We start from the raw sequence: 14,093 nt of genomic DNA on the forward strand, positions 1-14,093 counted from the left end.
GTGGGCCTGGGGAGGGCACCGATGCGATCTGTTCGCATGCGGATTCTGGCGACGCTGCTCGTACTGGCGGGCGTGGGCGTGGGCGCCTGGCAGCTGTTGCCGGCGCAGGAGGGCGACAACCGGACCATCACGGTCGGGACGACGGACGCCGTCACCTCGCTCGACCCGGCCGGCGCCTATGACGCCGGCTCCTGGGCGCTGTTCAGCAACGTATTCCAGTCGCTGCTGACGTTCGAGCCGGGCGGTGCCGCCCCCGTCCCGGACGCGGCGAGGACCTGCGGCTTCGTGGGCACCGGCCTGCGGACGTACCGCTGCACGCTGCGCGACGACCTGACCTTCCCGAGCGGACGCAAGGCGACCGCCGAGGACGTCAAGTACTCCTTCGAGCGGGTCAAGCGCATCAACTCCGAGGTGGGCCCCGCCTCGCTCTTCGCCACCCTCGGCACGGTGGACGCGAGCGGACGGACCGTCACCTTCCATCTGTCGTCGCCCGACGCCACGTTCCCGTTCAAGGTGGCGACCGCCGCCGGTTCGATCGTCGACCGCGACCGCTACCCGAGGCGCACGCTGCGCACCGACACCGGCGCCGACGGCACCGGACCCTACGTCCTGAAGACGTATACGAAGAACGAGCGGGCCGTGCTCGGTCCCAACCCCCGCTACCGGGGCGCCGTCGGTGAGACCGGCAGGCCCGTCGTGCTGCGCTACTACCGCACCTCGCAGGCGCTTCAGGACGGCTGGAAGGCGAAGAAGTTCGACGTGGCGGCCCGCCAGCTGCCCCCGGACCTGCTCGCCCGCCTCTCGCCGAGCGATCCCGGGCAGCGCGTCACGGAGGTCGACAGCGCCGAGACCCGCAACCTAGTCCTCGACGTGCGGGCGGGCTCGCCGCTGCACGACCGGCGGGTGCGGCAGGCCATCGCCGCGGTCATCAACCGCGAGGAGCTGGTCAGCCGGACGTACAAGGGCACGACCGACGCGCTGTACGGGCTGATCCCGGCGGGCATCACCGGGCACTCGACGTCGTTCTTCGACGCCTACCCCAAGCCGGACCGCAAGAAGGCGCGGGAGCTGCTGGAGGAGGCCGGGGTCCCGCTGCCCGTGCGCTTCACCTACGGGTACGGCCGCGGGCGGGGCGCGGCCGGGCCGGAGGCCGCCGAGCTCAAGCGTCAGCTGGAGGCGAGCGGGCTGTTCCGGGTGACCACCCGCGGCTACGAGTGGACCGACTTCCAGAAGCGGTACGCGGAGGGGAAGCTGGACGCCTGGGCGGTCGGCTGGGTCGCCGACTATCCCGACCCGGACACCTTCGGCGCCCAGCTCGTCGGCACCGGCAACAGCATGAAGAACGGCTACAGCAGCAAGGCCGTCGACCAGCTGATCCTGGACACGCAGCAGGCCGCGGACCGCAGCCGCACGACGAGCGACTTCCGGCGGCTGCAGGACGTGGTGGCCGAGGACGTCCCGCTGATTCCGCTGTGGCAGCGCAAGGAGTACGTCCTCAGCAGCGAGGCCGTCGGGGGCGGCCAGTACCTGTCGGACGGTACCGGCGTGTTCCGGCTCTGGCGGCTGGGCTGGATCTGACCGCGTACGGGACGCTGTCAGGGGGAGGGCGTGGAACCGTACGCCGTCAGGAAGCGGTCCCGGAACGAACTCATCTTCCACACCGGGGCGTCGTGTTCGGGCTGCAGCCCGTCCGACCAGCCCCAGCCGGCGATCCTGTCGAGGACCTTCGGGTCCTTGGCGACGATCGCGCAGGGGACGTCACGGCTGGCGTGGTTGCCGCTGACCCGGGCGATGGGCTGGTGGTCGCCGAGGAAGACCAGCACGGTGTTCTTGTCGCCGTACTTCACCAGGTAGTCGATGAGGCTGGTCACCGAGTACTGGATGGACTTCCCGTACTCCTGCTTCGACTTGGTGGAGTCGGTGATGATGTCCGAGGGCTTCTTGCCCGCCTTCTCGATGGCGTCGTAGACCGAGCCGTCGCCGACCTGGTCCTGCGGGACCGTCTTCGGGATCGGCGCCCACGGCTGGTGGCTGGACGTCAGGATGATCTCCGACATCAGCGGCTTGTCGTGCTTCTTTCCGTGCACCAGGCGCTCGAACGCGGTCAGGGCGTACTGGTCGGGCATGGTCGACCAACTGAACTTCGGTCCCTTGTAGCCGAGTTCACGGGAGTCGTAGACCTTGTCGAGGCCGTAGAACTTGGCTTCCGGCCAGGCCTTCTGGATGCCCGGCATGATGCCGACCGTGTCCCAGGCGCCGGTCTTGCGGAAGGCCTTGGTGAGGGTGAGGTGCTCGCCCGCGGTGACGGTGCGGTACCGCTGCTGGTTGTTGATCCACAGGCCCGAGAGGAAGGTCGAGTGGCCCAGCCAGCTGCTTCCGCCGTACGTCGCCGAGGTGAGCCAGCCGCTCTTCGCCGCGAACCCGGCCTCGCGCAGCTTGTCGTTCTCGGCGGTCAGGGTCGCGTCGACGCCGGGTGCGATGACCGGATCCTCGATGGCGCTGCGGCCGTAGCTCTCGATGAACGTGATCATCATGTCCTTGCCGCGCAGCCCGGTCAGCAGCTGGTCGGGCGGGGTGTCGGCGAAGTCGTCCTTCTTGGCGATCCGGGCGAACGCCGCCTCGTCCCGCAGCGTGTCCCGCACCCGATGGGCACGGTCCTGGACGACCGCGGCCGTGTGGTCGGCGGCGATCGGCACGTCGGCGACCTGCACGCCGAGCGCCGCGCAGGTGATCCAGACGGTTCCCAGCACCAGCGTCGTCCGCGTCGAGGCGACGCTGTGCCGGGCCAGCAGGTTGGCGAGCCGGACCACCGCCAGCGTGGTGAGGGCGAGCACCGCGATCACCAGCGCCACGACGGCGACGACGATGCCGAGCGCGCCCCTGCCGCCCATCGTGTCCCGCAGGTACGCCTCCGCGTCGCCGAACAGGCTCCAGTCGAGGACGACGTTGAAGCCCCGGCCCAGGTACTCGTTGAAGCCGATGTCGAGGAGGTTCAGGACCGTCAGCGCGCCCAGGCCGAGCCCGGCGAGCGCGGCCACGACGATCCGCGGGGTGCGTGGCAGGACGATCAGCACGGCGGCGCCGAAGATCGCCTCCACCGGGAGGCGGGTGAACTCGGCGGGCCGGAAGCTGTCCACCTTGCTCGGCATCAGCAGCGCGAACAGCACGAGCGCGGCGGCCAGGAACGTCAGGGTCCACGCCAGGATGCGGGCCGCGACGGGGTGCTTCTGCCGCCAGCCGCGCCCGCGCCGCAGCCGCCGGCGGGAGCGGACGGGCGCCGGCGGACCGTCGGAGGTCTCGCCGTCCCCGGGGGCGGGGGCGGCCTCGGCCGCGTCGCTGTCGTCGGGGGCGGTGTCGGCCGCGTCGCTGTCGTCGGGGGCGGTGTCGGCCGCGTCGCTGTCGTCGAGGGCGGCCTCGCCGGCGTCGCTGTCACCAGGGGTGGCGTCCCCCGGGTCGCCTTCATCGGCAGTGGTGTCGGCCGAGGCACTGTCACCGCGGGTGGCGTCCGCAGTGGCGGGTCCCTCCACCGGGGCGGCTCCGGCCGGAGGGTCGCCGTCGTCCTCGGACGCGACAGCGCTCCCGGCGGTGCCACCGTCTCCGGGCCCGGCGGTGACGCCGTCCTCGGATGCGGCGGGGTCCCCGGGGATGTCACCGTCCCCCGAAGCGGTGGTGTCCCCGGTGGCGGTGTCCGCGGGCGGCTGCGGCGCCGGCCCCGCCTGCGGAGTGTCCGCGTCCGTGTGCGGCAGCTGTCGAGAACTCGTGTTGGACGACAACCCGGCGGTCCTTCCGTGCGAAGCCCGGTGATGGCGCGGCGGACCAGGCTGGAGACGTCAGGGCCGCCTTCACCTGTGTACGGCGTCGTGGCTGCCTGCGTTCAATCGTCCCGGTCAGCTTCTTCCCAAGTCCGTTCTAGCAGGTCACCGCGTCGGCGGCGGGGGTACGCGGGGCCGTCACCGCACCGGCAGTGTCACCGTCACCGCCAGCCCCCGGCCCGGTGCCGTCCGCACCGCCACCTCACCACCGTGCGCCGTCACCACACCCTGCACGATGGCCATGCCGAGCCCGCTGCCCGCCCCGCCCCCCGTCCGGAAGAACCGGTCGAAGATGCGGGCGGCGTCCTCCTCCGGGAGCCCCGGTCCCTCGTCCGCGACACACAGACGGACCACCCCGTCCTCGCGCTCCACACCGAGCCGCACCGGCACGTCGGCCGGCGTGTGGGTGCGTACGTTCCCCACGAGGTTGCCGAGCACCTGCCGCAGCCCCGACTCGTCGGCGTGCACGAGCAGCGTTCCGTCCGCGCCCACGGTCACCGGCCGCTCCGGCTGCTGGGCCCGCAGGTCCTCGGCGGCGTCCCGCACCAGCCGGCTCAGATCGATGTTCCGGAAGCGCAGTTCGGGGCGCTGGTCGAGGCGGGCCAGGGTCAGCAGCTCGTCCACCAGCCGTCCCATGCGGTCGACCTCGGCGTTCATCCGGTCCCAGGCCCTGCGGCGCTCGACCGGATCCGTCAGCATGCCCTTGTCGTACAGCTGGAGGTAGCCGCGGATGGCGGCCAGCGGGGTGCGCAGCTCGTGCGAGGCGTCCCCGACGAAGCGGCGCAGCTGGGCCGCGCTGCGCTCGCGCGTCCGGTACGCCGATTCCACCTGCTGGAGCATCGAGTTGAGGGCGATCCGCAGCTGCTCGACCTCCTGTGTCGGATGGTGGCTGGAGGGCACGCGCCGGGTGAGGTCCCCCTCGGCGATCGCCGACGAGGTCTCCACCATGTCCTCCAGCGGCCGCATCCGGCGGCTGACACCGATCATCGTGAGCACCGCGAGGAGCGCCAGCAGCAGGGTGCCGACGGTCAGGTCGAGCCGGAGCGCTTTCGCTATGCCCTTGTGCAGGCCCTCCGTCGACGTGGCGAGCAGGACGTACGTGCCGTCGGTGAGCCGGGCGGCGGTCGCCCGGTAGGCGTCCCCGCGCACGGTCACGTCGTGCGGTTCCCCGGCACGGGCCAGCGCGCCGGGGTCGCCGACGGCGTCCGCGAAGGCCTTCTGGGTGTCGGTCGGTTCGAAGCCGCCGAGGGAGACCGCCCTGCCCTTCCCGTCGACCCAGGCGAAGACCGAGTCCGGTTTCGGGGACTGCTCGGTCGCGGGGACGAGCCGGTCGCGGATGAAGGCGAGGGTGCTCAGCGAGTCGATCTCCCGCATGCTGAGCCGGGCGCTGCTCAGCGACTTCCGCGTCTGGTCGAGCTCCGCGTCGACCTGGTCGAGCAGATAGTGCCGCATGCCCATCAGGCTCACGGCGGTCGTCACGACGATGCCGAGGGCCAGCAGGGCCACGTTCGCGAGGGTCAGCTTGCCGCGCAGGGAGCGCAGACCGTGCCGGCAGCGGGGGAGCGGGATGTAGGGCGGGAACCGGATCATCAGGCGAGCCCGTAGCCGACGCCCCGCCGGGTCTGGATCAACGGCGGGCCCAGCGGTTCGAGCTTGCGCCGCAGATAGCTGATGTACGTCTCCACGACGGTGGACTCGGCGGAGTGCTCGTACTGCCATACGTGGCGCAGGAGTTGCTCCTTGGGGACGATCCGCCCGCCGTTGCGGACGAGGAAGCGCAGCAGGGCGTACTCGGTAGGGGTGAGTTCGACCGTGCGGCCCGAGCGGTGGACGCGGTACGTCGTCTCGTCCAGCTCCAGGTCGCCGTAGCGCAGCGGCGGACGCTGCGGCAGGACGTCGTCGGAGCGGGTGCGGCGCAGGACGGCGGTGATCCGGGCGACGACCTCGTCGATGTTGAACGGCTTGGTGATGTAGTCGTCGCCGAAGCCGAGCGCGCCCACGATCTCGGCGGGGGCGTCCCGCGCGGTGAGGAACACGATCGCCAGGTCCGGTCGCCTTCCGCGCAGTTCACGGCCGAGCGCCCGGCCGTCGCCGTCCGGCAGCATGACGTCGAGCAGGGCCGCGTCGGGCCGGGTGCGCTCGGCCAGCGCGAGCGCCTCACGGACGGTGCCGGCGGTCATCACCTCGAAGCGGTGGTAGCGCAGGGCGATGGCGAGGACGTCCGCGATGCTCGGCTCGTCCTCGACGACGAGGACGGTGGCCCCCTCGTGAGCGGTCATGCCCCCAGTATCCGTACGCCCGTCGTCCCGCGGGGCGGCTCCCGCTTTGGAGTTCCTTGAGAGTCATGGGCGTGTCGTGTTCCCGCGCGCGCCGCGACACGGAGGGTGGGTGCAGGACCTGGGGGACCGACGGACCGATTCGACCGACGAACAAGGAGCGTTGAGCGTGACGGCATTGGCACGGTGGTGCTATCGGCACCGGCTGGTGGTCCTGTTGCTGTGGCTGGGGGGACTGTTCGGACTGGGCTTCGCGGCGTCCACCGCGGGCACGGACTACGCGAACGTCTTCTCCCTTCCGAACACGGACTCCAAGCGCGCGTACGACCTGATGGAGAAGGCCTTCCCGGACAGCGCGGGAGACACCGACACGGTGGTGTGGAAGGTCGACGAGGGGACGGTCCGGGACCAGGACGTCCGGTCCCGGATCCAGCCCGCACTGGACGACATCGGCAGGATGAAGGGCGTCGGAGGGGTCGCGGGACCGTACTCCGGCGCGCAGGGCGCGGCGCAGATCAGCTCGGACGGGAAGATCGCCTACGCGCAGATCACCTTCGCCGAGCAGGCCAACGCCGTACCCAAGGAGCTCGTGCAGGACGTCCTGGACACCGCGCAGGGCGCCGAACGCGGAGGCCTTCAGGTCGAGTTGGGCGGGCAGGCGATCCAGCGGGTGCAGGAGCCGCCCACCGGGCTCGCCGAGATGGTCGGCATCCTGGCCGCGGCCGTCGTGCTGTTCCTCGCGTTCGGCTCGCTGTTCGCGATGCTCCTGCCGATCGGCGTCGCGATCTTCGGCGTCGGCACCGGCCTGTTCTCCACCCAGCTGATCAGCCACGTCACCGACGTGCCCGACCTCGCCCCGCTGCTCGCCACCCTGATCGGGCTCGGTGTCGGCATCGACTACGCGCTGTTCATCGTCACCCGGCACCGGCGCGGCATCCTGCGCGGCGCGGACCCGGAGGAGTCCGCGGTCACCGCCCTCAACACCTCGGGGCGGGCGGTGCTGTTCGCGGGCGGCACGGTGTGCATCGCACTCGCCGGGATGCTCGTCACCAATCTCCGCTTCCTGGACGGTGTCGTCATCGGCACCTCGCTCACCGTCGTGTTCAGCGTGCTCGCCGCGATCACCCTGCTGCCCGCGCTCCTCGGCGTGCTCGGCACCCGGGTGCTCAGCCGCCGTCAGCGGCGCAAACTCGCCGCGACGGGGCCCGAACCGGAGCGCACGAGCGGCGCGGCGGCCCGCTGGTCGCAGACCGTGCAGCGGCGCCCCCGTACGATCGCCGTCCTGGCCGTGGCCGTCATGGCCGTGCTCGCGCTGCCGGTCCTCGGCCTGCGGCTCGGCGCCACCGACCAGGGCAACGACGACGCGTCGACGACGACCCGGAAGGCGTACGACCTGCTCGCCGAGGGCTTCGGCCCCGGCTTCAACGGCCCCTTGCAGGTGGTGGTGGCCGACGGGGACACGGACACGCTGGTCAAGGACATCCGGGCGACCGACGGGGTCGCCAGGGCCGCCGCGCTGCCGCCCGCGAACGGCGTGACGGTGATCCAGGTGGTGCCCAGGACCTCGCCGCAGTCGGAGCGGACCGACGAGCTCATCGACACGCTGCGGGACCGGGTGATCCCTCGGGCGGGGGCCCAGGCCCATGTGGGCGGGGTGACGGCCGTCTCCAAGGACTTCGCGACCATCACCGGCGACCGGCTGCCGTACTTCGTGGCCACGATCATCGGCCTCGGCTTCCTGCTCCTGCTGGTCGCCTTCCGCTCCCTCGTGGTGCCGCTGACGGCTGCGCTGATGAACCTGATCGCGGCCGCCGCGTCCTTCGGCGTCCTGGTGGCGATCTTCCAGTGGGGCTGGGGGCTGGAGCTGCTCGGCCTCGGCAAGGAGGGGCCGATCAACGCCTTCCTGCCGGTCATCATGCTGTCGCTGCTCTTCGGCCTGTCCATGGACTACCAGGTGTTCCTGGTGAGCCGGATGCACGAGGAGTGGGTGCACACCAAGGACAACGCCCGCGCCGTGCGCGTCGGCCTCGCGGAGACCAGTCGCGTCATCAACTCCGCGGCCCTGATCATGGTCTGTGTGTTCCTGGCCTTCGTGCTGAGCGGCGACTCGGGCGCGGCGATGGCGGGGGTGGGCCTGGCCGCGGCCGTCGCCCTCGACGCCTTCATCCTGCGTACGGCGCTGGTGCCGGCGGCGATGCATCTGCTCGGCAACGCCAACTGGTGGCTGCCCGCGGCGCTGGACAAGCGGCTGCCGCACCTGGCGGTGGAGCCGGCGGAGGAGCAGCCCGAGCCCACCGCCCCCGTGGCGGCGGGCAGCGCGTCGGTGGTGCACGGCTTCGTCCGTGACGCGGACGGCGCGGCGGTCGACGGCGCGGTCCTCACGCTGCTGTCCAAGGGCGGACGCCAACTGGACCGGGTGACGTCCTTGGCGGACGGCTCGTACATCGTCTCGGTACCGGCCCCGGGCACGTATCTGCTCTCGGCGACCGCTCCGTCGTACGGGGCGCGGGCGCGCCACCTGGTGGTGTCCGACGAACCGCTCGTGCACGACGTGGAGCTGTTGCAGGGGGAGGTGGACGCGGTCAACTGAACGGCCGCGGTCCGTGACGGCGACCGGGCCCGTGCCCCTGCTGCGGGTACGGGCCCGGTCGCTAGCCCTTCTTCTTCGGCTTCGACGGGTCGGGCAGCGCCTTGGTCATGCCGGGCAGGAAGTCCGTGAACAGCTCGTGCACCTCGTGGACGAGCGGCCGCAGGACGCGGAAGCGGGCCAGGGAGACGCCGCGCGCGGTGAGGCGGGCGCCCCGCTCGGCGAGCCGGTAGCTGCGCTCGCGTCCTTCCGTGCGGTCGAACACCCAGTACAGGACGAGTCCCATCTGGGAGAGCCACAGCAACTCGGGCAGCACGTCCCGCAGATCCTCCGGCACCTTGGTCTTCGCTCCGGCGAGCACTTCCCGGTGGACGCTGATCGCCTCCACGCGCGCGTGCTCCGACTCCGGGGAGAAGGGGCTGAGCGGACTGTCCGGGTCGGCGGCGTTCTTGAAGAACTGCACCGCGAACTCGTGGTACGGGGTCGCGATGTCCAGCCAGGCCTTCAGCACGCCGCCGATCCGGGCCTCCAGGTCCGTCTCGCGGTCCAGCACCTCCCGCACCGCCACCTGGTGCTCAGCCGCGATCCGGTCGTAGAAGCCCTGGATCAGGTGTTCCTTGCCGTCGAAGTAGTAGTACGCGTTCCCGACGGAGACCCCGGCCTCCTTCGCGATGGCCCGCATGGTCGTCTTGTCGTAGCCCCGCTCCTGGAACAGGCGCATCGCCGTCTCCAGGATCAGGGCGCGGGTCTGCTCGCTCTTCGCGGGGCTCTTGGCGGACCCCTTCTCGGGGCTCTCGTCGGGACCGGGGCGGTCTGTTGGTGCTGGCACGGGGACGAGCCTAACGAGTGGGCCCCGTGGAGCAGGCCCCGCTGTCGCAGGCGGGCGGCTCGTACGTCCACCCCGAGCCCGGTTCGTAACGCCATCCGTCGCCCCAGTGGTAGGCGCCGCCGCCCCACTGCCCGTTGCCGGGGGAGCCGGACCACTGCGCGTTGCCGGGGGAGCCGGTCCACTGACCGTTCGCGTGGGACCCGCGCCACTTCGCGGCGGCGAGGACCGCGCCCTTCGCCAGCCGGGAGCCGGCCGGTGTGCTCAGCCGGTGCGCGAGCGGCCGGTGCTCGCGCAGCGCCCAGAGGGTCACGATCCAGGCGGCGGGCCCCTTGTAGATCTGTCCGCCGTCCCCGACGACGGTGATCTCGCCGAGGGTCGCCGCGTGATCGAGTTCCGGGAAGCGCTGCCGGGCCTCGTCCGAGGCGGCCGGGACGAACCGGAGGGGGACCAGGCAGGGCTGGCGCGCCAGCCAGTCGCGGAGGAAGCCGCACAGCGGGCACTGCGCGTCGTAGAGGACGGTGAGCCCGAGGACCGGGACGCGCGCGGCGTCCCGGTCCCCGGTGGCGGCGGCGCCGGCCATCGTGCTCACGCCCCGGCCGTCGGCGCGACCCAGCCGGTGGGCGCGACGGGCGGCAGCTGCTCCCGCTCCATCACGCCGCGGCGCCGGATCTTGTTGAGCACGTAGACGTTCCCCAGGTGCATGACGCCGAGGACGAGCAGGACGACGCCGAGCTTGGTCGACAGGGCCTCGAAGACCTCCCGGGCGTTGCCGATCGTCTCGTCCTGGTTCAGATAGAGCGCGACGAAGCCCAGGTTGACCAGGTAGAAGCCGACCACCAGCAGGTGGTTGACCGCGTCGGCGAGCTTCTCGTTGCCGTGCAGCACGTCGGCCAGGAAGATCCGTCCGTTGCGGCTCAGGGTGCGTGCCACCCAGACGGTCAGCGCGATGCTGACCAGCAGGTAGATGACGTACGCGACGACTGTGAGGTCCATGTCCCCACCCCTTCTTGAACGCGTTCAAAACGCTGTCGGGAATGAATGTAGACCTCCTTTTGAACATGTTCAAGTCGAGGGGTGGGCGTGCGGTCACCCGTGCGGGGACTTCCGTGCGCCGCCGCTACGTCCGTGCGGCGCGGGCCAGTTCGGGCCGCTTGTTGTAGTCCGTGAGGCCCACGACATTGCCCCAGGGGTCGGCGATCTCGACGGTCCATCCGGTGGCCACGGGGAAGGGGGCGTCCAGTGGCCGGATCCCCGCCGCGGCGAGAGCGCTCGCCGCGGCGCGGGCGTCCCGGACCTCCAGCCACACCCGCGGCACGGCCCAGGGCGGCGGCCGGTGGCTCAGCTCCTCGTCCAGCCGCAGCAGTACGCCCGGCGTCTCGCCGCCCACCTTCAACGCGGCGATCCCGGCCTCGTCGAGCCGGAACGCCACCGGGAACCCGGCCAGCTCGTAGAAGCGGACCGCCTCGTCGAGGTTCCCGACGGGCAGCAGTACGTTGTCGATTCCGAGCAGTTCGTATGACACGTCATCTGACATGTCATCAGGTTAGGGATCCTGACCGGCCGCGGAGCAGAGCCGACCGCGGGCCCGGCCCGCGATCACCCATTGGGATGAGGGACTTCCGGCTCGTCCGTTGTCAGTGGCGTCTCGTACGGTCCTCGGCATGGGAATGGTGACGTTCGTCGACGAGACGACGAGTGGGGGCCGGAGCGCCGGCTGGGAGGTCGAGATCGCCGAGGAGCGGCTCGCGTTGCGCGAGCTGATCCGGCGCAGGGTCTTCCAGGAGGTCGCCGAGTACAACGCGCGTGCGACGGGGGTGTTCCAGGGGCTGGTGCAGCCCGAGGACACCGAGCGCGTGCTGAACGGATACGCGTTGCGCACGCCCCGGCGGATAGACCCGCGGGCGCAGACGGACCTGGCCCTCGCGGCCTTCGCGGGGAACGGCTTCCTCGTGCTCGTCGGCGACCGTCAGCTGACCGACCTCGACGAGGAGATCGACCTCGCCCTCGGCACCGAGGTCACCTTCCTGAAGCTCGTCGCACTGGTGGGGGGCTGACCATGACCGGCATTCGGTCCTACGAACAGCGCATCCGCAACCGGATCGCCGAGGACAACATGGGCAAGGTCGCCGACCTGGCCCTCAAGGCCGCCCTGGAGAACAAGGGCTACTGGGGCGGCGGCTGGGCGACGATGCTCGACCTGCTGCGCGAACTGCCCGTCGAGCGGCGGACCGTGCTCGCCGACGCCCTGGTGGCGCGCTACCACTCGGTCGGCGAGGAGTCGGCCGCCAAGAGCAACGCGATGACGCTGATCGGCATCCTCGCCAGGGATCTCCCCGGCGACCGGCTCGTCCCCGAACGCCTCAAGCAGCTCGACGAACTCGGCCGGCAGCACTCCTTCTGGTACGCGGCACGGCTCGACGTCCTGGCCGAGGCGGAGCTGGCCGCCGGACGCCCCCTCGCCCCCGCCGTCGTCGCGGTCTTCCGCCGCACCGCCATGGACGCGTACCGCTCCCACGAGCTGGGCGAGCTGGCGAAGAAACTCACCGAACCGGTCCTCAACGTCGGGGAGGAGTGGGCCGAGACGGCCATGGAACACCTCTCCGGGCCCGACGACCCCTGGCACGCGCTGCTCACCCACGCCGCCTCGGCCACCGCCTCCAAGCCCAGCGCCACATGGGACAGGCGGGCCGCCGCGCTCATCGACACCCTCGGCCCGGACCGCGTCCGCGACACCGCGCTGCCCTGGCTCGCCCTCGTCGGCCGCCCCCGGACCCTCCCGCTGGAGCGCAGGTCGTGGGAGGCGGACATCAACAACGCGTACGACCCCTGGAACGCGAACGCGCTGCGCGGCCTCGCCTGGCTGCTCTCCCTCCTGCCCGCCCACCCCGACACCGCCAGGGCGCTGGGCACGCTCGTCGAGACCTCCCTGAAGAAGGTCGCCGGACTCGGCCCGCGCAACCCGAAGGTCGCCAACGCCGGGGTCGTCGCCCTCGCCCGCATCGACAGCGAGGCCGCGCTCGCCGAACTCGCCCGGCTCGCCACCCGGGTGACCTACAAGAACACGGCGAAGCTGCTCGACGGCGCCCTGGAGGCGCGGGCCGTGGCCCTCGGGCTGAGCCGCGAGGAGATCGAGGAACTGGCCGTCCCGGCGTACGGCCTCGACGAGGTCGGCAGGGCCGTGCACGAGTTCGGCGAGGCCACCGCGACGCTCGACGTCCACGGCTCCCGAGCGGTGCTGAGCTGGCGCAACGCGGCGGGCAAGTCCGTGAAGGCGGTGCCCGCGACGGTGCGGCGCGAGCACGCCGAGGAGCTCAAGGAGCTGAAGGCGGCGGTCAAGGACATCGACAGGATGCTGTCGGCGCAGGCGGAGCGTCTGGACCGGCAGTTCCTCGCCCGGCGCACCTGGGCGTACGGCGCGTGGCGCGAGCGCTACCTCGACCATCCTCTGGTGGGCACGCTCGCCCGCCGTCTCCTGTGGACCGTCGACGGCACGCCCGCCGGGTTCGCGGACGGCGAGCTGCGCACCCTCGCCGACGAGCCCGTGAGCGACGGCTTGGAAGTCGAACTCTGGCACCCCGTCGGCCGCGAGCCCGCCGAGGTCGTCGCCTGGCGGGACTGGCTGGAGCGGCACGAGATCACCCAGCCCTTCAAGCAGGCCCACCGCGAGGTGTACCTGCTCACGGACGCCGAGCGCACCACGGGGACCTACTCGAACCGTTTCGCGGCGCACATCCTGCGCCAGCACCAGTTCAACTCCCTCGCCGCGATCAGGGGCTGGCGCAACAAGCTCCGTCTCTGCGTCGACGACGAGGCGCCGCCCGCCTCACGCGACCTGCCTCAGTGGGGCCTGCGCGCCGAGTACTGGATCGAGGGCGACGGAGAGGAGTACGGCGAGGACACCACCGAGTCGGGCAGCTATCTGCGCCTGCGCACCGACCAGGTCCGCTTCTATCCGATCGACGCCCCGCAGAACTCGGCACACTGCTTCGGCGGCGAGTACCGCATGTGGCTGCGCGACGGGCAGGAGCCGGTGGAGCCCGTCCCGCTCACCGACATCCCGCCCCTCGTCCTGTCCGAAGTCCTGCGCGACGTCGACCTGTTCGTAGGCGTCGGCAGCGTCGGGAACGACCCGACCTGGCAGGACGGCGGCCCGGGCGGACGCTTCCGCGAGTACTGGACGACGTACGGCTTCGGCGAGCTGAACCAGAGCGCCGAGACCCGCCGCGCCCTCCTGGACCGCCTGGTCCCGCGCCTGGCGATAGCCGACCGCTGCACCCTGGAGGGCCGTTTCCTGCACGTCAGGGGCGAACGCCACACGTACAAGATCCACCTCGGCTCGGGCAACATCCTCATGACCCCGAACGACCAGTACCTGTGCATCGTCCCCAAGTCCGCCCCGGGAGAACCCCGGACCGGCTACCTCCCCTTCGAGGGCGACCGCATGCTGGGCGTGATCCTCAGCAAGGCGATCCTCCTGGCGGACGACACGGGGATCACGGATCCTTCGATCCTGAGCCAGTTGTAGCCCTCCCCGCACGGACCACGTGTCCCTCGTGTACCCATACTGAGAATGCGAGGGGCGCAAGGGG

The 14,093-nt window shown here is 71.5% G+C and carries 11 protein-coding genes; 4 read left to right on the forward strand and 7 right to left on the reverse strand.

Going from position 1 to position 14,093, the window contains the following annotated elements; all coding sequences use genetic code 11:
* The first annotated feature begins 21 nt into the window (after positions 1-21).
* Positions 22-1,578, forward strand: coding sequence for an ABC transporter substrate-binding protein (locus ABEB03_RS31935; protein ID WP_345656308.1), 1,557 nt, complete (start codon positions 22-24; stop codon positions 1,576-1,578).
* A 17-nt stretch (positions 1,579-1,595) separates the two neighbouring features.
* On the opposite strand, the gene ABEB03_RS31940 is transcribed toward ABEB03_RS31935, so the two are convergent.
* The 3 genes from ABEB03_RS31940 to ABEB03_RS31950 all read right to left on the reverse strand — a co-directional run bounded on the left by ABEB03_RS31940 (position 1,596) and on the right by ABEB03_RS31950 (position 6,091).
* Complete coding sequence (locus tag ABEB03_RS31940; protein ID WP_345656309.1) at positions 1,596-3,773, reverse strand: sulfatase-like hydrolase/transferase; 2,178 nt, start codon at positions 3,771-3,773, stop codon at positions 1,596-1,598.
* Between the two features lie 177 nt (positions 3,774-3,950).
* On the reverse strand, positions 3,951-5,402 hold the full coding sequence (locus ABEB03_RS31945; RefSeq protein ID WP_345656310.1) for a sensor histidine kinase: 1,452 nt from the start codon (positions 5,400-5,402) through the stop codon (positions 3,951-3,953).
* On the reverse strand, positions 5,402-6,091 hold the full coding sequence (locus ABEB03_RS31950; RefSeq protein ID WP_095936173.1) for a response regulator transcription factor: 690 nt from the start codon (positions 6,089-6,091) through the stop codon (positions 5,402-5,404). The genes ABEB03_RS31945 and ABEB03_RS31950 overlap by 1 nt, the downstream gene beginning before the upstream one ends.
* 175 nt (positions 6,092-6,266) lie before the next feature.
* Between ABEB03_RS31950 and ABEB03_RS31955 the strand changes: the two genes are divergently transcribed.
* Positions 6,267-8,678, forward strand: coding sequence for an MMPL family transporter (locus ABEB03_RS31955; protein ID WP_345656461.1), 2,412 nt, complete (start codon positions 6,267-6,269; stop codon positions 8,676-8,678).
* 61 nt (positions 8,679-8,739) lie between these two features.
* On the opposite strand, the gene ABEB03_RS31960 is transcribed toward ABEB03_RS31955, so the two are convergent.
* The 4 genes from ABEB03_RS31960 to ABEB03_RS31975 all read right to left on the reverse strand — a co-directional run bounded on the left by ABEB03_RS31960 (position 8,740) and on the right by ABEB03_RS31975 (position 11,038).
* On the reverse strand, positions 8,740-9,504 hold the full coding sequence (locus ABEB03_RS31960; RefSeq protein WP_345656311.1) for a TetR/AcrR family transcriptional regulator: 765 nt from the start codon (positions 9,502-9,504) through the stop codon (positions 8,740-8,742).
* Between the two features lie 10 nt (positions 9,505-9,514).
* Positions 9,515-10,084: a thiol-disulfide oxidoreductase DCC family protein gene (locus ABEB03_RS31965; protein ID WP_345656462.1), complete on the reverse strand. Its 570-nt coding sequence runs from the start codon at positions 10,082-10,084 to the stop codon at positions 9,515-9,517.
* A gap of 5 nt (positions 10,085-10,089) precedes the next feature.
* Positions 10,090-10,497, reverse strand: coding sequence for a hypothetical protein (locus ABEB03_RS31970; protein WP_095936176.1), 408 nt, complete (start codon positions 10,495-10,497; stop codon positions 10,090-10,092).
* A 124-nt stretch (positions 10,498-10,621) separates the two neighbouring features.
* A complete protein-coding gene (locus tag ABEB03_RS31975; RefSeq protein WP_345656312.1) occupies positions 10,622-11,038 on the reverse strand; it encodes a VOC family protein in 417 nt (138 codons plus the stop codon).
* 127 nt (positions 11,039-11,165) lie between these two features.
* Between ABEB03_RS31975 and ABEB03_RS31980 the strand changes: the two genes are divergently transcribed.
* A complete protein-coding gene (locus tag ABEB03_RS31980) occupies positions 11,166-11,558 on the forward strand; it encodes a hypothetical protein (RefSeq protein WP_345656313.1) in 393 nt (130 codons plus the stop codon).
* 2 nt (positions 11,559-11,560) lie between these two features.
* The gene (locus tag ABEB03_RS31985; protein ID WP_345656314.1) at positions 11,561-14,029 is read left to right on the forward strand and encodes a DUF4132 domain-containing protein; all 2,469 of its coding nucleotides are present in this window, start codon (positions 11,561-11,563) and stop codon (positions 14,027-14,029) included.
* Positions 14,030-14,093: the final 64 nt, after the last annotated feature.

It is taken from the genome of Streptomyces siamensis (genome assembly GCF_039543605.1).
Lineage (GTDB): Bacteria > Actinomycetota > Actinomycetes > Streptomycetales > Streptomycetaceae > Streptomyces > Streptomyces siamensis.